At 66.2% G+C, this 18,980-nt stretch carries 14 protein-coding genes; 9 read left to right on the top strand and 5 right to left on the bottom strand.

The window, feature by feature from the left end; all coding sequences use genetic code 11:
• Position 1: 1 nt before the first annotated feature.
• The 3 genes from rhtA to ACPPVV_RS01470 form a co-directional block, all read right to left on the bottom strand.
• Positions 2 to 883: a threonine/homoserine exporter RhtA gene (rhtA, locus tag ACPPVV_RS01480; RefSeq protein ID WP_426701714.1), complete on the bottom strand. Its 882-nt coding sequence runs from the start codon at positions 881 to 883 to the stop codon at positions 2 to 4.
• A 283-nt stretch (positions 884 to 1,166) separates the two neighbouring features.
• Positions 1,167 to 1,868 carry a hypothetical protein gene (locus tag ACPPVV_RS01475; protein ID WP_426701713.1) on the bottom strand — a complete coding sequence of 234 codons (702 nt, stop codon included), beginning with the start codon at positions 1,866 to 1,868 and terminating at the stop codon, positions 1,167 to 1,169.
• A gap of 140 nt (positions 1,869 to 2,008) precedes the next feature.
• On the bottom strand, positions 2,009 to 2,599 hold the full coding sequence (locus tag ACPPVV_RS01470; protein ID WP_426701712.1) for a DNA-3-methyladenine glycosylase I: 591 nt from the start codon (positions 2,597 to 2,599) through the stop codon (positions 2,009 to 2,011).
• A gap of 78 nt (positions 2,600 to 2,677) precedes the next feature.
• On the opposite strand from ACPPVV_RS01470, the gene ACPPVV_RS01465 reads away from it, so the two are divergent.
• The 8 genes from ACPPVV_RS01465 (at position 2,678) to ACPPVV_RS01430 (ending at position 13,976) form a co-directional block, all read left to right on the top strand.
• Complete coding sequence (locus ACPPVV_RS01465) at positions 2,678 to 3,559, top strand: DMT family transporter (protein WP_426701711.1); 882 nt, start codon at positions 2,678 to 2,680, stop codon at positions 3,557 to 3,559.
• 291 nt (positions 3,560 to 3,850) lie between these two features.
• Positions 3,851 to 4,582, top strand: a complete 732-nt coding sequence (locus tag ACPPVV_RS01460; protein WP_426701710.1) for an HpcH/HpaI aldolase family protein — start codon at positions 3,851 to 3,853, stop codon at positions 4,580 to 4,582.
• Between the two features lie 54 nt (positions 4,583 to 4,636).
• A complete protein-coding gene (locus ACPPVV_RS01455; protein WP_426701709.1) occupies positions 4,637 to 6,781 on the top strand; it encodes a TonB-dependent receptor family protein in 2,145 nt (714 codons plus the stop codon).
• A gap of 24 nt (positions 6,782 to 6,805) precedes the next feature.
• The gene (locus ACPPVV_RS01450; protein WP_426701708.1) at positions 6,806 to 8,038 is read left to right on the top strand and encodes an ATP-grasp domain-containing protein; all 1,233 of its coding nucleotides are present in this window, start codon (positions 6,806 to 6,808) and stop codon (positions 8,036 to 8,038) included.
• Complete coding sequence (locus tag ACPPVV_RS01445) at positions 8,035 to 9,813, top strand: IucA/IucC family protein (protein ID WP_426701707.1); 1,779 nt, start codon at positions 8,035 to 8,037, stop codon at positions 9,811 to 9,813. The genes ACPPVV_RS01450 and ACPPVV_RS01445 overlap by 4 nt, the downstream gene beginning before the upstream one ends.
• A complete protein-coding gene (locus ACPPVV_RS01440; RefSeq protein ID WP_426703139.1) occupies positions 9,810 to 10,985 on the top strand; it encodes an MFS transporter in 1,176 nt (391 codons plus the stop codon). Before ACPPVV_RS01445 ends, ACPPVV_RS01440 begins: the two co-directional genes overlap by 4 nt.
• Positions 10,963 to 12,705, top strand: a complete 1,743-nt coding sequence (locus tag ACPPVV_RS01435) for an IucA/IucC family protein (protein ID WP_426701706.1) — start codon at positions 10,963 to 10,965, stop codon at positions 12,703 to 12,705. Before ACPPVV_RS01440 ends, ACPPVV_RS01435 begins: the two co-directional genes overlap by 23 nt.
• A 32-nt stretch (positions 12,706 to 12,737) precedes the next feature.
• Entirely contained in the window at positions 12,738 to 13,976 is a 1,239-nt protein-coding gene (locus ACPPVV_RS01430; RefSeq protein ID WP_426701705.1) for a type III PLP-dependent enzyme, read from the top strand.
• 282 nt (positions 13,977 to 14,258) lie between these two features.
• Here ACPPVV_RS01430 and ACPPVV_RS01425 read toward each other — a convergent pair whose 3' ends face one another.
• Together ACPPVV_RS01425 and ACPPVV_RS01420 are read right to left on the bottom strand one after the other, a co-directional pair.
• Positions 14,259 to 15,206: a pyridoxal-phosphate dependent enzyme gene (locus tag ACPPVV_RS01425; RefSeq protein WP_426703138.1), complete on the bottom strand. Its 948-nt coding sequence runs from the start codon at positions 15,204 to 15,206 to the stop codon at positions 14,259 to 14,261.
• Positions 15,206 to 16,207: an aldose epimerase gene (locus ACPPVV_RS01420; protein WP_426701704.1), complete on the bottom strand. Its 1,002-nt coding sequence runs from the start codon at positions 16,205 to 16,207 to the stop codon at positions 15,206 to 15,208. The genes ACPPVV_RS01425 and ACPPVV_RS01420 overlap by 1 nt, the downstream gene beginning before the upstream one ends.
• Before the next feature lie 66 nt (positions 16,208 to 16,273).
• On the opposite strand from ACPPVV_RS01420, the gene pepN reads away from it, so the two are divergent.
• A complete protein-coding gene (gene pepN / locus ACPPVV_RS01415; RefSeq protein WP_426701703.1) occupies positions 16,274 to 18,925 on the top strand; it encodes an aminopeptidase N in 2,652 nt (883 codons plus the stop codon).
• Positions 18,926 to 18,980: the final 55 nt, after the last annotated feature.

Below are 18,980 nucleotides of genomic sequence, written 5' to 3'. Positions count from 1 at the left end.
CTCAGTTGAGCGGCGGCTCGGCCACCGGACGACGCACGCTGAGCGCCGTACCCGCCGCGGCCACGATGATCGCCACGATCGCCAACCATTGCAGTGCACTCAGGTGCTCGCCGAGAAAGCCCACGCCAGCGAGTGCCGCGATGGCCGGCTCCAGGCTCAGCAACGTGCCGAACGTGCGCGTCGGCAGACGGGTCAGCGCCACCATCTCCAGTGAGTAGGGCAAGGCGGAACTGAGCACCGCCACGCCCAGCGCCAGCGGCAGCAGCGCGGGTGCGAACATGGCGCTACCCGCGTGGGCGATACCGACTGGCATCGCCAGCAAGGCCGCGATCGAGGTACCCCATGTCACCGTATCCGCGCCGTGCGCCGCCCCCGCCTTCTGCCCCAGCACGATGTACAACGCCCAGCCCACGCCCGCGCCCAGCGCATACATCACGCCGACCGGATCTAGTGCCTGCGCCTGCCCGCGCAACGGCAGCAACAGGGCCAGCCCGGCTATCACCAACGCGATCCACGCAAAATCCAGCCATCGACGCGAACCGAACAGCGCGAGCGCCAACGGTCCGGTGAACTCGAGCGCCACGGCGATGCCCAGCGGGATGCTGCGCAACGACATGTAGAACATCAGGTTCATCGCCCCGATCGAGAGGCCATAACCCCACAGCGCACGCACGTCGCGCGCCCTTCGTGGCGAGCGCCAGGGCCGCCGCACCAGCAACAAAATCAATGCACCCAGGCCCAGCCGGCATGCCGTGGCGCCCTGCGCACCGATCAGCGGAAACAGCTGCTTGGCCAGCGCGGCGCCACATTGGTACGACACCATGCTGACCACCAGCATGGCCACCGCGATCAGCACCGGCGCGTAATCGGAACGAGAGGACACGGGAGCAACCCATCGGGAGACAGTTGCCATGATGCCTGCAGCCGCGCGCAAACACGAATGGACGTCCATACGATGCGCTCGCCGACGAGATTTCCGGAAACCGAACTTCGCGGATGGTTACACCGGGACGCGCCGATCACCTGGGAAAGATTTCATCGCGCGCCATGGCTCGACGCAGGACTACGCCTGCGATTCGACTTCGGCGAACTGTTGCTCGTGTCTCGGCTCGCCTGCCGGAAGCGCCGCGCCACGCGCATTCCCGACCGTGGGACCATGCGCAACGTCAGGGATGATGGTCCTGACCGTCGTCGCCGGCGGCGCCTGCACCGAGACCCATGCCCATGCCACCGGCACCTCCGCCGCCTCCGCCCATGCCTTTACCGCCGCCACCTTTGGCGCCGTCCTTCGCACCGCTGTCGCCCTTGCCGCGTGCGGCAGCGACCCGGGTGGGGCCCTGTTTCGGAATGGAAAGATGGGCAGGCACCGGTTCCAGATCCAGCACGCTGCGGATGAAGTCGCGCAATGAGGTGACAAGCTCCGCCGTATGGGTGCGGCGACCCTCGGCAAGCTCGGTGGCCGCCTTCGCGGCAAGCTGTACCTGCTCCTCGGTGCCCAGCAGGATGATGTCGGACAGCGCCGCCTCGACGGCGTCGCGCATCCGGCGCGAGCGATCACTACCGAACCCTTCGCTGTCCGGCGCTGCATCCGCCGCCGCGGGCCTGTCGAGTGACTCACTCCGCCGCCGCAAGTCGCGCAGATGCGTGGGGTCGACCGCAAGATTGCCGGTGAAGGATCCACCCAGCGTCTTGTAGGCCGCGATGAGCGTGCGCAGGCGTTCGTTGATCTGCCGGTTCTCGCGCTCGCGACGCTGCTGGATGACCTGCATGGCCAGCAGGCGGATGCCGACGCCGATCAAGGTGATGACCGCGAGCCCGAACAATGTCGAAAGGAGCCCGTGCAAGGAACTGAAATCCAGATTGCGCATGCGAAGACTCCCGGGGACTCAAGGTCCCAGTCTATTGCTTCCGGCCTGCGGCCGGCAGCCGTGAACCGTGCGCGATGGCGCTGACATGGACATCGCGCATCTTCAATATTCTGCTCCGGCGAGAATCCCAGGCTGACTTCTCACTTTCCCTCGGCACACGCCTTGTGCCGGAAACACCCCACCAGGTGGTCGTTGATCATCCCGGTCGCCTGCAGCAGCGAGTAGCAGATGGTGGTGCCGACGAAACGAAAGCCGCGCTTCTTCAGCGCCTTGCTCATGCGGTCGGACAACTCCGTACTGGCTGGCACGTCGCCCTGGCTGCGCCAGCGGTTGCATAGCGTCTTGCCGTCGACGAAGGACCAAAGATAGACGTCCAGACTGCCGAACTCGTCGATGACCTCAAGTGCCGCGATCGCGTTGTCGCGTGTGGACGAGACTTTCAGTCGGTTGCGGATGATGCCGGGATCGAGCAGCAATTTTTCCAGTTCGCGGTCTTTCATTGCGGCAACGCGGGCGATCTCGAAGTTGTGGAACGCCTTGCGGTAGTTGTCGCGCTTGGCCAGCACGGTGCGCCAGGACAATCCCGCCTGCGCGCCTTCCAGGCACAGGAATTCGAACAACGCGCGGTCATCATGCAGCGGCATGCCCCATTCGGTGTCGTGGTAGTCGCGCATCATGGCGTCGCTGCCGGTGGCCCAGTGGCAACGCTGCGGTTCGGTGGTCTTGGTCATGGCTGAAGGATGTCGTGGGGTGCCGCACAACGTAACCCACACCGCTAGACTTGTCGCCTCACTCCATCCGGGTGTCCCATGCCGTCCTCTTCGTCACGCGGTGCTCTGATTGCGTTGCTCGCCACCATCCTGCTCTGGGCTTACAGCTGGATCGTGATGAAGCAGGTGCTGGCGCATGCCGGGCCATTCGATTTCGCCGCGTTGCGCTACCTGATCGGTGCGGCCGTGCTGTTTGCGGCGCTGCTGTTGTCGCGGCAGTCGCTGCGCCCGCCGCCGTTGCTGCTGACGATCCTGATCGGCTTGTGCCAGACCGCCGCCTTCCAGGGCCTGGAGCAGTGGGCGTTGCTCGATGGCGGCGCCGGCCACGTCGCCTTGCTCGCCTACACCATGCCGTTCTGGGCGGTGCTGCTGGCGTGGCTGCTGCTGGGCGACCGGCCCACCGGACGGCACTGGCTTGGACTGGCCCTGGCGGCCGCCGGACTGCTGTGCATCATCGAACCGTGGCATGACCTGGGAAGCGTGCTGAGTACCACGCTGGCGCTGGCCGGCGGTGTCGCCTGGGCGGCCGGCACGGTGTTGAGCAAGCGGATGTTCCGGCGACACGCGCCGTCGGTACTGAACCTCACTGCGTGGCAGATGCTGGTCGGCGGTGTCGCGCTCGGCAGCGTGGCATTGGCGGTGCCACAGCGTGGCATCGACTGGGACTGGCCCTTCATCGGCGCATTGGCCTATAGCGCGGTACTGGCGTCGAGCCTGGCGTGGTGGTTGTGGTCGATCGTGCTGCAGCGGTTGTCGACCACGGTGGCCAGCGTGTCCAGCCTGGGTGTGCCGATCGTCAGCGTGTTGCTGGCGTGGTTGATCCTGCATGAAAAGCCGTCATCGATGGAGCTGGTCGGCATCGTGTTCGTGTTGGCAGGACTGTTGGCGGTCAGCGGTGTCGGTATGCGGCGACGCGGCTGAGCGACGCCGTACCGGCGTTCCTCCGGGCATCGATATCTCGAGGTGCTCGGGACAGAAGTGCCGGGCATGACGCAGCCATCTGATCAAGGCATGCGTGATACCACCTTCGCATCCGTCCCATGAGTTCGTCGAGCCGGGGACCTGGCATCGTCGCGTCCGCGCTTCGCGGTCACAACGCATGATCGAGCGTAGCCGCGGCCATCGCCGGCGCAATGACCAACATTTGTTATTGATAATGATTCTTATTACCAATAAGATCTGCGCACTTCGCCCCGCTGCCCAGATGACGCCATGCCCCGCTCGATTGGACTGCTCAACTCCGTGTCCGCTCCGCTGCTGTGCGAGATGGCCGGCCATGCCGGCTACGACTTCCTGGTGCTCGACATGGAGCACCTCCTGGTGTCGCCTGACCAACTGCAACACGCCATCCGCGCTTGCGAACTGGGCGGTTGCGAACCTTGGGTACGCGTGCCGGAAGTTGACGAGAAGCTGATCGGTCGGGTTCTCGATGCCGGCGCCAGGGGCATCGTCGTTCCTCGACTGGAAAGCGCTGCCCAAGCCGCCCGGGCCGTGGCCGCCGCGCATTTCCCGCCATTCGGCCGGCGCGGCATCACCGGTGGTCGCGTCACCGGCTTCGGCACGATCGGACTGGGCGACTACATCGCGCAAAGCCGTCGTGACATCCGCATCGTGCCGATGATCGAGAGCGCCGCAGGACTGCGCGACTTGCCCGCGATCCTGACCGTGCCGGGCGTATCGCTGGTGCTGGAGGGCGCGCTCGATCTCGCGCTCGACCTGGGCTTGGGGCCGGATCCCACGCATGCATCGGTATGGACGGCTATTCGGCAGATGCATGCCGACTGTCGCGCTGCCGGCATTCCGTTTTGCCCCAACCCGCGCAACGACGAGCAGCGCGACTACTGGCTGAGCCAGGGCGACATCCACTGGCTGCTTGCCGGCGAGGACCGTGGCCTGCTGCAAGCAGCCTTGCGATCACGTCGCCGCGCGCTTCGCATGGACTAGCACCCGCCATCAGCCGCTGCGTTTCCCGAATTTCCCCATCAAGGACGACTCCTCATGAAAGCCCGATGCCTGTGCCTGCCTGCGATCGCGATCGGTGGCGCGTTGATCGCCGTCAACGCCTATGCAACCGACGACACCAGCAAGCCCGGCCAGCACCCGCAGGCACGTAAACTCGATGCCGTCATGGTCACCGGCACGGTGCTGGGCGACTCCAGCGAGATCGCCGCGGGGCATTACGCCGGCAGCCGCCAGGTGATCGGCCACGACCAGTTGGCCTATGGCGCCAATCGCTCGCTCGACGATGCCCTGCAATACGTGCCGGGGGTGAAGATTCTCGACGAGACCGGGTCGGGCGTCCTGCCACAGATCATGTTGCGCGGTTTGTACGAAAGCCGCAGCGGCCGCGTGCAGGTGTTGTTCGACGGCATCCCGCTGTCGCTGGCACCGTACGGCCAGACCAGCCTGTCGCTGTTCCCCGTGACCATGAACCAGATCGACCGGATCGACATCGTGCGCGGTGGCGCTGCGGTGCAGTACGGTCCGAACAACGTCGGCGGCGTGATCAACCTGGTCAGCAAGCGGATTCCGGAAAACTGGACCACCACGATCGGCGAGAAGATCACCGCCGGTGGCGCCGGCCACTACCTGCGCGACACCTCGCTGAGCACCGGCGGCTACCTTTCGCCCACGTTCGGCATGCAACTGGATGCCGACTGGATCAAGGGCCAGCACTGGCGGGACCACAGCGCTACCGACGTGAAAAACGTCCGATTGCGCACCGAGTGGTGGCTGGCCAGCGACAAACTGTTGAAGGCCGAGCTGCAACGCTATGTCGCTTCCGTGGAGTTGGCCGGCGCGCTGTCCACCGCCGACTATCGGGACAAGCCCAGGCAATCGAGCCGGCCGATGGACGTGTTCGGCGGTCGCAGCACGCGCAGCGCGCTGACTTATCAGCAGGACATCGGCGACTGGGGACCGTTCGACCAGTCGCAATTCAGCTGGAGCAATTTCGGCTCCGAGAGCGAGCGCAACTTCGTCGTCGGCGCACGCCGCCTGTCCAGTGAATTCTGGCGTCCGGAGCTACCGCCGCAGCTGCGCCAGAGCGCGCCGCGAAGCTTCAGCGTATACGGCACGGAGCCACGCCTGAACCTGCGCATCGATGGCGATGCAGTCAGCCAGCACATCACCGTGGGCGCTCGCGCCGTGCGCGAAAATATCAGCTACCTGGTTGGCCGCACCGACCTCGACGACAGCGTCTATTCGCTGGTGCGCGACTGGGTCTTCTCGGACCGCGCCTGGGCCGGTTATGCCAGCGATGCGTTCGGCGTGTTCGACGATCGACTGGTGATCACTCCCGGCCTGCGCTACGAACACCTGGACTCCACGTATCGCGATCGCGCCAGCGGGCTGGTGACGCGGAACAACATCCGCAACTGGTTGCCCGGGCTGACCATCGGCTACACGGTCGACCCTGCCTGGTATGTGTACGCCGACGCGCAACGTTCGTTGCGCGCACCGCAGGTCACCGCGATCGTGCTTGGCGACAATCTCGATTCGGAACTGGCCTGGAACTACGAAGCCGGCCTGCGCTATACGCCGGGGCAAAACCTGGGATGGAAGTTCGATCTCTACCGGATCGACTTCGACAACCAGATCCTCTTCGACAACAGCAGCACCCGTTGGCGCAACATCGGCAAGACGCGCCACCAGGGCGCCGAGCTATCGCTGGACTGGCAACCTTCGGCGCTGCCGGGTGTGAAACTCAGCGCCGGTTACGCCTACCTGGACGCCAGACAGCGCTCCAGCCTTTTCGGAAGCAGCAACGCGGTGATCGCCGCCAGGGGCAACGAGGTTCCCTATACCTCGCGCAACCAGTTCAGCCTCGGCGCGATGTACTTCGCCGGCCACGGCATCTGGGCGCTGTCGGGTTACTACTACAGCGGCGCCTACACCGACGCCGCCAACACCCGCCAGGAAGATGCCAACGCCGCGATCGGCCGGACACCGTCCTACGCGGTGTGGAACGCGCAATGGACGCAGACCCTGCTGGCGCACGGCAGCCATGTGCTCAAGAGCACGCTGGCGATCAACAACCTGTTTGATCGGCAGTACTGGTATCGCGGCATCGACACCAGCCCCTGGGGACGCCAGCCGGCCCCGGGCCGCACCGCCAGCGCAGGACTCGAGCTGACCTTCTGATCGCGTCATTACCCGGAGTACGTCATGGAAGCATTTCCCCTGGTCATCCTCGCCCACGTCTGCCACCCCGCCGTGACCGACGGGTTTCTGCCAGCAGCCGAGCGACTCGGCCTGCCGGTGATCCTGTTGACCGATCACCGACTCGAACACCTGGCGTACTTCAGCGCGCGAACGGCGGCGATGCCGATGCAGGTGATCGAATGCGATGTGTTCAATCCGCTGGCGGTGATCGACCTGTTGCGCGGCGCCGGCATTTCTCCCGCTGCCGTGTTTTCCAACAGCGATCACCTGCAGACCGCCGCAGCCGTGGTCGCGGCCGCTTTCACCCTGCCCGGCAAGGACTGGCGCACCTGTTATGCAGCCAAGAACAAGGCCGCCATGCGCGAGCGCCTGCGCGAACGCGGCCTGCCCTGTCCCTGGTTCCACAACCTGATGCCCGGCCAGGTGTTTCCCTCCGATGCACCATGGCCGCTGGTGGCAAAGCCACGCGAAGGCGTCGCCAGCCAGGACGTGCGGTTGTGTGAAGACGCCCAGGCCTTGCAGCGCTACGCCGACGCGTTCTGGCAACGCCATCCGGGCCGTGCACTGTTGCTGGAGCAGCGGCTCGAGGGCCCCCTTTTCACGGTGGAAAGTCTCTCCGACGGCAGGCAGACCCAGCTCGTCGGCGGCTTCGACGTGCGTCTGTCCGAGCCACCGCATTTCGTCGAACTGGAGGCCCGCTGGAACGCGGTAGCCGGCCGCGACCTGCGCGAACAGGCGTTGGCGCAGGTGCTTGCCTTCGGTGTCGATTTCGGGGTCTGCCACAGCGAATTCGTGCTTACCGGAAAGGGACCGGTGCTGGTCGAGATCAACTACCGCAGCATCGGCGACGGACGCGAATTCCTGCTCGATCGGATGTTCGAGCGCAGCTGGTTCGAGACCATCCTCGAACTGCATCTGGGCAAGCCGCTGTCACCGCTCCAGCCGACGTGGCGCGAAGCGCTGGTGCGTTACTACGTGGCCGACCGCGGCGGCCGGCTGCGCCGTGCCATCGGAGCGACGCGCACGGCGATGGCATCCGCGCAGATCGACTACGCACCCTTGCGCGCGGAAGGCGACAACATCGAACTGAGCCACTCGAACAAGGACTACCTCGGACGGCTGAGTGTGATCGCCGAGGACAGCGGGGAGCTGGACCGCGCGCTGACTGCGATCGAACCGTCGCTGCAATGGGAGATCGAACCGGGGCGCGAAAGCCTGGCCGGAGAAGCAGCATGAGTCCGCATGCCGAACAGGATGCCGCCTATATCGCCGGGCGCATCATCGACTGCTGCCTGCGCGAGAACGTGCGCGGCCTGTTCAGCCAGGGCGCGATGGCGGTGCCGCCTGCCCGTGTCGCCGCGGCCTGGCCGAATGCACTGCCGAGACATTGGTGGCGCATCGACCATCTGCCTGACGGCCGGTTGTGGTTGCCGGTGCGCGAAGACGACTTCATGCAGACGATCCGCGCGCTCGGCGATGGCTGGCTGCTGGAAACCGAAGGCAGCGTCACGTACGAAACCGGCAGCGCCTGCTGGATGGAACACCTGGCCCGCGGCATGGACCCGGAGACACAGGCGCTGCATCGCCGTTACGCCGAAGAGGCCGCCTGCGCCATCGCCCACCGGCGTGAAGCCAGGCGGGCCAATGCCGAGCAACGCGAACAGCTCGCTCTGGCGCTGACGCATGCCGATTGGCCCGAACGTGCCTTGTTGTGCGAGCGCATCGGCAGCTACCGGGACCATCCCTTCTATCCGACCGCGCGCGCCAAGTCCGGCTTCAGCGAAGTCGATCTGCGCGCTTACGCGCCGGAGTTCGCCCCGCAATTCGCATTGCACTGGCTGGCCGTACCGCGCGACCAGGTGACGTTGACGACGCCAACGCCGGCATTCTGGCCCCGCGCCGCCCAACTCGGCCTGCCGGCCGCACTCGACCGGAGTCACCGCATGCTGCCGGTGCATCCGCTGACCTGGTCCTCGCTGAACGCGGACGATCTGCCGGCCGGCAGCCAAAAGGCGCCGCTTGCGTGGCTGCCGGTGCGTCCCACCTTGTCGGTGCGCACGGTGATGCCGCTGGCCCATCCCCATCTGCACATCAAGCTGCCTTTGCGCATGAGCACCCTGGGATCGCTCAACCTGCGCCTGATCAAACCCTCCACGCTGTACGACGGCCATTGGTTTGAACAGGTGCTGGTGGCTGTCGCGGCGATCGATCCGGCCCTGCGCGAGCGCTACCTGCATGTGGACGAAGCCCATGGCGGCCATGTCGGCGAAGCACGGCACCTGGCCTATCTGGTCCGCCGTTATCCGATCCTGCCCGAATCCACCCTGGTGCCGGTCGCGGCGCTGTGCGGCGAGATGCCGGATGGACGTCCGTTGGCGATGCATCTGGCGGCGCGATTTCACGCCGGCGATCCACTCGCCTGGTGGGGCGAGTACACCCGCCTGCTGTGCGAGGTTCATCTGCGGCTGTGGCTGCGCTGGGGCATCGCGCTGGAAGCGAACCAGCAAAATGCCGTGCTGGTGTATCAACCCGGTACGCCGCTGCGCCTGTTGATGAAGGACAACGATTCTGCACGCGTGCTGCCATCGCGCCTGTACGCACAACTGCCGGGGGCGGAGCGGTTCGGCCCGTTGAACGATGCCCGCATCGTGGTCGACAGCGACGATGCGCTCGCGCGCATGTTCTGCACGATCACCCTGCAACTGGGCCTGCTGGCCGTACTGGAAGGCGTGGCCGAATACGAACCCGGACTGCGCGCCCCGATGTACGCCGCGCTGCGCGACATCCTGCGCGCCTGCCTGCGCCAACTGGCCGGCGAGGGCATCGACATCGCGCCCGCCGAGCGCTTGCTGGCATCGCCCCGGCTGCCGGTGAAATACCTGCTGAGCGCGGGCAGCCTGCTCAGCAAGGCGGCCACCGGCGCCGCCGACATCAACAAGTTCTATGGCGACAGCGCGCCGAACTTCATGCTCGCCGACATCGACGCGCCGACGGCGCGGATCGCCGGCTGATGCGCATCGTCGCTCCGGTACTGGCGGCGCACTATCTGGCCGCGTTCACGGCGCTGGGCATGCCTTTGTTCATGCCACGGGTGCTGCAGGGGCTGGCTCCCGGCGCACCGGACTGGCTCAGTGGCGTGCTCTACGTGCTGCCGACCGTCTGCACCGCGCTGACCGCCGGCGCTTGGGGCCGGCTGGCCGACAAGCATGGTCGCAAGCTCTCGCTGTTGCGCGCGCAACTGGGCCTGGCCGTGGGCTTCCTGTTGGCCGGCGTTGCGCCCTCTCTGCCCTGGTTCGTGCTGGCGCTGATCATCCAGGGCAGCTGCGGCGGCTCGCTCGCCGCCGCCAATGCCTACCTGTCGACCCAGGCGCACGGCGCCTCGCTGTCACGCGCGCTGGACTGGACCCAATTCTCGGCCCGATTGGCGATCGTGACCGCGCCGGTCGTGCTCGGCCTGGCCACCGCTCGCGGTCAGGCACAGGCGCTTTATGGCTACCTGGCCTTGCTACCGCTGCTGGCCCTCCTGCTCACATGCGCCCTGCCCACGGATCGGGTGGAAGCGACCACGGCACCACGCGCCGAAGCGCACCACCCGGGCGGCCCGTCGACGCCACCGGACATGGGCGCACTGCTGGGCGTGCAGTTCCTGTTCTATTTCGGAATGGTGGTCACCTTTCCCTATTTCATTCCCTACAGCGAGCATCTGGGCGTGATCGGCGACAGCCGGGCCGGTTTGCTCTACAGCCTGCCCCATCTGATCTACCTGCTGGCGTTGCCATGGCTGCGCAGCGTGGGTAGCGAGCCATGGGCACGCCTGTGCACCGGACTGGGGCTGTTCTGTGGTGCCTGCGTTGCGCAGGCGCTGATCACCCGCGCGCCATGGCTGTGGCCGGCGCGGGTGCTGTTCGGCCTGGGCATGCTGCTGGCCTTCAGCGGCATCAATCGAGCCTTGAGTCGTCATGCCGAGCGCCGCGCCGGCCGCCTGTTCGGACGTTTCGATGCGTGCGGCAAGTGGGCCGGTGCAACCGGCGGCGTGATCGCCGGCGTCACGACTCACCGTTACGGCCCGGCGGCACCGTTCGCCGCCGCTGCCTTGAGCAGCGCCTTCGCGCTGGCCGTCGCCTTCGTCGTCTTCCATCCCCGCACAACGAGGCAAGCCCATGTCGCAGCAACCGATCCGTGAACAGTGGTACGAAGCCATGGCGCAGTCGCAGGCCATCGCCAACTGGTTGAATTGCTATCTGAGGGAGTTCGCCTTGCCACGCGGACAAGCGCAGCTGGATTACCGTGGCCATGACGCTCCGGCGGCACTGCTGCGAGGTGATGGCCATCTGTTGCGCATCGGTTTCGGACAGGCCGGTCACCTGTTGTGCGTGCGCATCGCCTACGCCAGCCGACTGGGACGTTGCAGCTTTTGCTCCGCGCCCTACCTGAAAAGTCCGGGACAGCCATGGCGCTGTGCCGACGCGCGCACGACCGTCCATTTCCTGCTGGAACGGCTGGCGCCGGATCACGGCTTCCCCGCGCACCTGCTGGCGCAGAGCGAGAACAGCGTGGCGGTGACAGTCGGTTTGTTGCGGCATGCCGTATCGGCCATGGCAAGCGGCGATACGCTGATCGACGCCGAGCAATCGATGTTATGGGGCCATGCGTTGCACCCCACCCCCAAGAGTCGCGAGGGTGTGCCGCTGGACCAGGTGCTGGCCTGCTCGCCGGAAACCCGTAGCGCGTTTGCGTTGTACTGGTTTCGGGTCGATCCACGCCTGCGACAACATTTCGGACGCGACACCGGCGACACCCTGACGCGCCTGGCGGGCGCGGATGACCTCTACCCCTGCCATCCCTGGGAAGTCGAGCGAGTGCTCGCCCACCCGTTGCTGCAACGTGCACGCGCCGCCGGGCTGATCGAACCACTCGGCATGCACGGCGAGGCCCTGTGGCCGACCTCGTCAGTGCGCACGATGTACCACCCGCGCCTGGACTACTTCCTCAAGCTGTCGATCCACGTGCGACTGACCAACTGCGTGCGCAAGAACGCATGGTACGAACTGGAGAGTGCCGTCGCGCTGACCGAGCTGCTGACGCCGGTATGGCGCGAGCTGGCCTTGCAGGCACCCGGCTTCGAAATTCTTGGCGAACCGGCGGCCAGCACGCTGGACTTCGGCGCGCTCAGTATCGATACCGAGGCGGTGCGCGACCTGGGTGAAAGTTTCGGCATGCTCTACCGCGAAACGATTCCGGCGCTGCAACGCGAGCGCTATCACCCCCAGGTCGCCGGCGCCCTGTTCACCACCGACCCGCACGGGCACCGCGTGGCGTGCCCGGGACTGCGACATGATGGCACCGGCCACGCGCTTGAGCACTGGTTCGCGTCCTACGCTGGCCTGCTGGTGGATGGCGTGCTGTTGGCGTTCTTCAAATATGGCGTCGTGCTCGAACCACACTTGCAGAACACGGTGATCGGCTTCGACCGTGGCCTGCCGACCCGGCTGTGGATACGCGATCTGGAAGGCACCAAGCTGGTCGAGAACGCGTGGCCGCAAGCACGCCTGGCGACGCTTTCGGAGCGGGCCCGGGCCTCGGTGCTCTATACGCCGGAACTGGGGTGGCAACGTGTTGCCTATTGCACGCTGGTGAACAACCTGGCCGAAGCGATTTTCCATCTGGCCGACGGCGATGCGCATACGGAAGACCGGCTCTGGACGATCGTGGAGCGGGCCCTGCAAGGTTTCCAGCGCCGCTTCGGCTCACACGCGTTGCTGCAGGAGCTGCTCGACGGTGCCGACTGGCCCTGCAAGAACAACCTGCGCACGCGCCTGCTGCAACGGGCCGATCGCGATTCGGATTACACCGTCCTGCCCAGCCCGTTGTCGCGAGCCGCAAGCGTGCGCAGTGCCGCCTGATCGCATCCCTCGTCCTTCTTCCAGGAAACACCATGCTGGCCCACGCCCATCCACGTATCGACCGTGCCATCGCCGCGCTATGCCGTGACAGCGACGAGCCGGTCTGCGCCTACCTCTATGACCTGCAGGCCTTGCGCAACCACGCTGCGCAGATGCGGCAATGCCTGCCCGAGGGCTGCGAGTTGTTCTATGCGGCCAAGGCCAATGCGGAAGGTCCGCTGCTGCAGACGCTGGCGCCGTGGTTCGACGGCTTCGAGGCGGCCTCCGGCGGCGAACTGCAATGGCTGCATCGGCAGCAACCCGGACGTCCCTTGCTGTTCGGCGGCCCGGGCAAGCTCGATAGCGAGCTGGCACTGGCCGCATCGCTGCCGGAATGCGCCATACACGTGGAAAGCCTCGGCGAACTCGCGCGCCTCTCGCGCATCGCCGGGCGCGCAGGACGGCAGACCCCGGTTTTCCTGCGCATGAACATCGCACTCGAGGGCATCGGCACCACCCGCCTGATGATGGGCAATGCGCCCAGCCCGTTCGGCATGGACGAACAGGACTTGCCGCAGGCCATCGCGCAACTGCGGCAAAGCCCGTCGCTGCGGCTGCAGGGCTTTCACTTCCACCTGATGTCGCACCAGCACGACGTGGAGCTGCAACTGACCCTGGTACGCGCCTATCTGGAACGCGTGCTGTCCTGGCGCAGCACCTACCAGCTCGACATAACCGTGTTGAACGCCGGCGGCGGTTTCGGCGTCAATTACGCCGACCCGGCGGCCTCGTTCGACTGGCCACGCTTCTGCGCGGGTTTGCGCCAGCTGCGCCACGACGACATCCGCCTGCGCTTCGAGCCGGGACGTTACGTCAGTGCGAGCTGCGGTTACTACGTCATGGAAGTGCTGGATATCAAGCGCAGCCATGGCGCTTATTTCGCGATCGCCCGCGGCGGCACTCATCATTTCCGTACGCCCGCGGCGCAGGGTCACGATCACCCGTTCTTCGTGCGGCGCGGACAGAAGCGCCCGCTCATCGAGGGCCAACGCGTGACCCTGGTCGGCCAGTTGTGCACGCCCAAGGACGTACTGGCGCGGGCGCAGCCCATCGCCGCGCTAGCACCCGGCGACCACCTGGTATTTCCGCTGGCAGGCGCCTACGCCTGGAACATTTCGCACCAGCAGTTCCTCATGCATCCGCCACCGCGCATGATCTTTCTGCCGGAAGTGGATGAGGTGCAGGATTTCCCGGCACGCTGGTCGGAGCACGCCGAGGGTGCCATGCCGTGAATGCGGCAATGTGATCGACGACGGGATCTGCAGCCGGGAATGCGTCACCCATGCGGACGGAACGAAAGGGATCGAACCCGAATGACACTTGCTTGAGGCCCCGTTCGTTCTGAGCGTAGGCCGAAGGTCGAAGTCGAAGGACATACCCGCGACGAGGGCGCCCTCACACGGCGGCGCTTCGACTGCGCCCGCTGCGCGGGCTGCGCTCAGCGAGAACGGGGCAGAACACGAGTCGGGCGGCCTTGAGCAAGCGCCATTCGGATCGGCCCCCGCATGTCGCGCTCACCACGGCAGCGCGCCAAGATCGACGTTGCCGCCGGTCAGCACCACACCGACACGCCTGCCGGCAAAACGCTGCGGCTGCTTGAGGATCGCCGCCAGCACGGTGGCGCTGGACACCTCCACCACCTGCTTCAACTCCGACCACAGCAGTTGCATCGCGGCGATGGTCTCCGCATCGCTGACGGTGATCACCTCGACATGCTGCTCGCGCAACGCATCGAGATTGCGTTCACCGACCAGCGCACGCAGGCCGTCGCAAATCGTGTCCGGCACCACCGTGGTGACCCGCGCGCCCTGCGCCAGCGACTGCGCCGCATCATCCGCACCAAGCGGCTCGGCGCCGAACAACGTCAGTGCCGGGTCGATACCGTGCGCGGCGATCGCCACGCCGCTGGCGAGGCCACCGCCACCGACCGGTGTGATCAACGCATCCAGGCCAGTTACCTGTTGCAGCAGTTCCAGTGCGATCGTGCCCTGGCCGGCCATCACCCGATAGTCGGCATACGGATGCACCAGCTCGGCGCCGGTGGCACGCTGCACTTCGGCGCACATCGCCTCGCGCGCGGCCTGGGTCGGCGCGCAGCGATGCAGGATCGCGCCTGCGCGCTCGATCGCGTCGAGCTTGGCGCGCACCGCCCCTTCGGGCACCACCACATGCGCGGCGATGCCGCGGGTGGCGGCGGCCAGTGCCAATGCATTGCCGTGGTTGCCGGAAGAATGGGTGACCACGCCGTGCTCGGCCTGCGCGTCGCTGAGCGACCACACCGCGTTGCAGGCGCCGCGAAACTTGAACGCGCCACCGCGCTGCAGGTTCTCGCATTTGAAATGCAGCTCGGCGCCGGCCAGCGCATCCAGCGCCGCACTGCGCAACACTGGCGTGATGCTGGCGTACGGTGCGATGCGCGCGGCGGCATCGCGGATCTGTTCGAAACCGGGCAACGCGTTCATCATGATTTGATCTCCACGCCACAACGGAAAATTCGCTCGGCACCCGGTTCCAGCCGGATCGCGTCGACGCAATCGGCGCGGTTGAATGCATCGGCCATGCATTCCATCGGCTCCAGCGCGATCGCCCGACGGACGTCGCGGCTTACGGTGTCGGCGGTGAACGCATGCATCACGCCGTGCTCCTGCCAGACCGCAATGCCTCGGCCGCTGACCGGGTCACGCAGGTGGGTGCGAATGCGGCCATCGGCATCCGCTTGCAGATCGGTATAACCCTGATCGATGATGCTGTCGCCGATCCGCCGCTGCTCGCGAAAATCCAGTGCGGGCGCGTCGTCCAGCGCCACATAGGCCGCTGCACCGGGCAACGCGATCAGCGCGGCGTCGGTGCGGATCAGCGTCTCTGCGGGAATCTGCAACTGCCAGCCGTCGACGTCGCCATCGGCCAAGCGAAAGTACGGATGCCAGCCGAAGAAGCACGGCGCGGCGCTGTCGCCGACGTTGTGCATCGAGGCTTCAAGGGCAAGACCGCCGGCATCCAGCGTGAACGTCACCACCAGATCGATGGCATGCAGGTAGCCGGGCTGCGGCCGGATAGCCTTGGTGACCAGAGTCACCCGGGCGCCGCGATCATCCGCGGCAAGCACGGTGATGTCGAAATCCACATTACGCACGAAACCGTGCCGGATGCCCCGCTCGGCACCGACCACGCCGGGTTGCAGATCCTGCGGCTGGTCATCGAAGCTGTAGCGCGCGTCGGCGATCCGTCCGGCGAATGGCACCATGATCGCGAAGCGCGAGCCTGGTTGGCTGGCCACTTCGGCGGCATCGCGGTAACCATCGGCCAGATCGCGCAGCGCGCCATCGAACCTTGCCTCGAACCCGATCAGCGCGGCACCGCGTCGCGCGATGCGGATGCATCGATGCTCCAGGGCATCGCTCAACACCACGATTTCCTGGTCACCCAGGCGGCTGTGTTCGGCGGTATATCGCGTCACGTTCACGGCGTTTTTCCTGTGCTCGAAAGACCGCATGTTAACCTGACCGATCCCTTTCCCCGTTGTATCCCCATGCACGCACTTTCCCCACAAACCCCGTCATTGATCCGCCTCAGCGACTACCGGACACCCGCCTGGCGGGTGGAGACTGTCGAGCTGGATTTCGACCTCGGCATCGATGCCAGCGAACTGTCCGCGCGCCTGCTGCTGCGCCGCGATCCCACGCAGGACGCACCGTTGCGGCTGGATGGCGAGAACCTGCAATTGCTGTCGATCAAGCTGGATGGCGAGCAGCTGCCCGCCACCGCCTATCGTTACGCCGGCAACGTGCTGGAAATCGATGGCGCCCGCGATGGCAGCGTGCTGGAAACCCGCGTGCGGCTGCGACCGGCCGCCAACACCGCGCTGGAAGGCCTGTACCTGTCCGGTTCGCGCGAAGCCGGTTTCCTGCTGACCCAGTGCGAGGCCGAGGGCTTCCGCCACATCACCTACTTTCCCGACCGGCCCGACGTGCTGTCCAGCTATACGGTCACCTTGCGCGCCGACCGTGCACGTTTCCCGGTGCTGCTGGCCGGCGGCAATCCGGACGGTGCCGGCGAACTGGAGGGCGGCCGGCACTGGGCGCGCTTCGTCGACCCGCATCCGAAGCCGAGCTACCTGTTCGCCCTGGTCGCCGGACGGCTGGAAGTGATCGGGCGCGACTACGTCACCGCCGACGGCCGCGCGGTGCAGCTGAAGATCTGGGCCGAAGTCGATGCGATCGATCGCTGCCACTACGCGATGGACGCGCTGGAACGCTCGATGCGCTGGGACGAGCAGGCCTACGGTCGCAACTACGACCTGGACGTATTCCACGTGGTCGCCACCCACGACTTCAACATGGGTGCGATGGAGAACAAGGGCCTCAACATCTTCAACGCGAAGTGCCTCCTGGCCGAGCCGGACTCGACCACCGACGATGAGTATCGCCACGTCGAGGCGGTGGTCGCGCACGAATATTTCCACAACTGGAGCGGCAACCGGGTCACTTGCCGCGATTGGTTCCAGCTGTCGCTGAAGGAAGGCCTCACGGTGTTCCGCGAGCAGAGTTTCTCGGCCGACATGAACTCGGCGCCGCTGAAGCGGATCGAGGACGTCGCGCTGTTGCGCCGCGCGCAATTTCCCGAGGATGCCGGCCCGCTGGCACACCCGGTGCGTCCGGCGCAGTACAGCGAGATCAACAACTTCTACACCGCCACGGTGTATGAAAAAGGCGCCGAGCTGGTGCGCATGCTCGCCGGCGCACTGGGCCGCGATGGCTTTCGCCGCGGCATGGACCGGTACTTCGAGCGCAACGATGGCCGTGCCGCCACGCTGGAAGATTTCCTCGCGGCGCTGGGCGAAACGAACCACATCGACCTGATGCCCTACCTGGCCTGGTACGGCCAGGCGGGTACGCCGCGACTGAAGGCGCGCGGCCACTACGACGACGTCCGCCACGAATACACCCTGACACTGTCCCAGCCCGCCTCGGGTGGCAATGGCACGGAAGCCCGGTCGCCGCTGCCGATTCCGGTGAAACTGGCCTTGTTCACGCGCCAGGGCAACATGCTGCCCTTGAGTATGGACGGCCAGACGTCCAAAGAAACGACCGAGATGGTGGTGGTGCTGGACCGGATCGAACAGAGCTTCGTCTTCACCAACGTGATCGCGGCGCCGGTGCCATCACTGCTGCGCGGCTTCTCCGCGCCGGTGATCCTGGAATGCGACTACACCCCGGACGAACTGGCCTTGCTGCTGGCCCACGATGTCGACGGCTTCAATCGCTGGGAGGCCGGCCAGCAACTGGCCGCGCGCGCCTACGAAAACCTGCGCGACGGCACGGCCAACGATGCCTTGCTGGCCTGGTGCGACGCGCTGGCGCTGTTGTTCGACAACGATGCCATCGACGATGCACTGCTGGCCGACCTGCTGACGCCGCCGGGCGAAATCGAACTGGCCGAGCGCGAAACGTCGATCGATCCGCAGCGTATCCATGATTTGCGCCAGGCGTTGCAGCAGCAACTGGCCGAACGATTGGGCGTCGACGCGTTGCGCCAGCGATATGCCGCGCTGGCCACGCACACCAACAGCGAACTCGATGCCGTCAGCCAGGCGCGCCGCCGGCTCAAGCGGCGCGTGCTGGAACTGCTGAGCCTGCTCGATCAGGCGGGCGCCTGCGCGCTCGCTGCCGCGCAGTATCACGCGGCGCCCGGCATGACCGATCGTCTCGCCGCTCTATCCGTGCTGGTGCGTTGCGATGCGCCACAGACCGTAGCGGCATTGCGCGACTATCGCGACCGGCACGCCGGCAATGCGCTGGCGCTGGACAAGTGGTTCGCGGTGCAGGTGCAGGTGCCGGGTGAACCCGCTCTGGCCCGTGTGTCGGAGCTGGAGCAGGATCCGGCGTTCACGCTGAAGAATCCGAACCGCGTGCAGTCATTGCTCGGTGCGTTCGTGCGCGGCAATCCCAGCGGTTTTCATCGCATCGACGGTGCCGGCTACCGGTTGCTGGCCGAACGGCTGGTGACACTGGACGGCCTGAACCCGCAGGTGGCGGCACGACTGGCGACGGCGTTCAATGGCTGGCAGCGACTGGAGCCACGCCGCCGCGATGCGGCGCATGAAGCGATCGCGGGGCTGGCCAGCCGGGAAGGTCTGTCGCGCAATCTGGCCGAAATCATCGACAGCGTGCTGAATCACTGATCGGCAGCGCCGCTGGTGGCGGCGCCCGCCCCGTGACTGTTGAACCACCAGCCGG

The organism is Rhodanobacter sp. Col0626 (assembly GCF_049994385.1).
GTDB lineage: Bacteria > Pseudomonadota > Gammaproteobacteria > Xanthomonadales > Rhodanobacteraceae > Rhodanobacter.
The sequence above is the reverse complement of the archived record's forward strand: the minus strand, read 5'-3'. Positions and strand labels throughout refer to the sequence as shown.

Coding starts and splice junctions, on each gene's coding strand:
- ACPPVV_RS01475 (WP_426701713.1), bottom strand. CDS start 1,868: ATGCGCAATCTGGATTTCAGTTCCTTGCACGGGCTCCTTTCGACATTG.
- ACPPVV_RS01470 (WP_426701712.1), bottom strand. CDS start 2,599: ATGACCAAGACCACCGAACCGCAGCGTTGCCACTGGGCCACCGGCAGC.
- ACPPVV_RS01465 (WP_426701711.1), top strand. CDS start 2,678: ATGCCGTCCTCTTCGTCACGCGGTGCTCTGATTGCGTTGCTCGCCACC.
- ACPPVV_RS01460 (WP_426701710.1), top strand. CDS start 3,851: ATGCCCCGCTCGATTGGACTGCTCAACTCCGTGTCCGCTCCGCTGCTG.
- ACPPVV_RS01455 (WP_426701709.1), top strand. CDS start 4,637: ATGAAAGCCCGATGCCTGTGCCTGCCTGCGATCGCGATCGGTGGCGCG.
- ACPPVV_RS01450 (WP_426701708.1), top strand. CDS start 6,806: ATGGAAGCATTTCCCCTGGTCATCCTCGCCCACGTCTGCCACCCCGCC.
- ACPPVV_RS01445 (WP_426701707.1), top strand. CDS start 8,035: ATGAGTCCGCATGCCGAACAGGATGCCGCCTATATCGCCGGGCGCATC.
- ACPPVV_RS01435 (WP_426701706.1), top strand. CDS start 10,963: ATGTCGCAGCAACCGATCCGTGAACAGTGGTACGAAGCCATGGCGCAG.
- ACPPVV_RS01430 (WP_426701705.1), top strand. CDS start 12,738: ATGCTGGCCCACGCCCATCCACGTATCGACCGTGCCATCGCCGCGCTA.
- ACPPVV_RS01425 (WP_426703138.1), bottom strand. CDS start 15,206: ATGAACGCGTTGCCCGGTTTCGAACAGATCCGCGATGCCGCCGCGCGC.
- pepN (WP_426701703.1), top strand. CDS start 16,274: ATGCACGCACTTTCCCCACAAACCCCGTCATTGATCCGCCTCAGCGAC.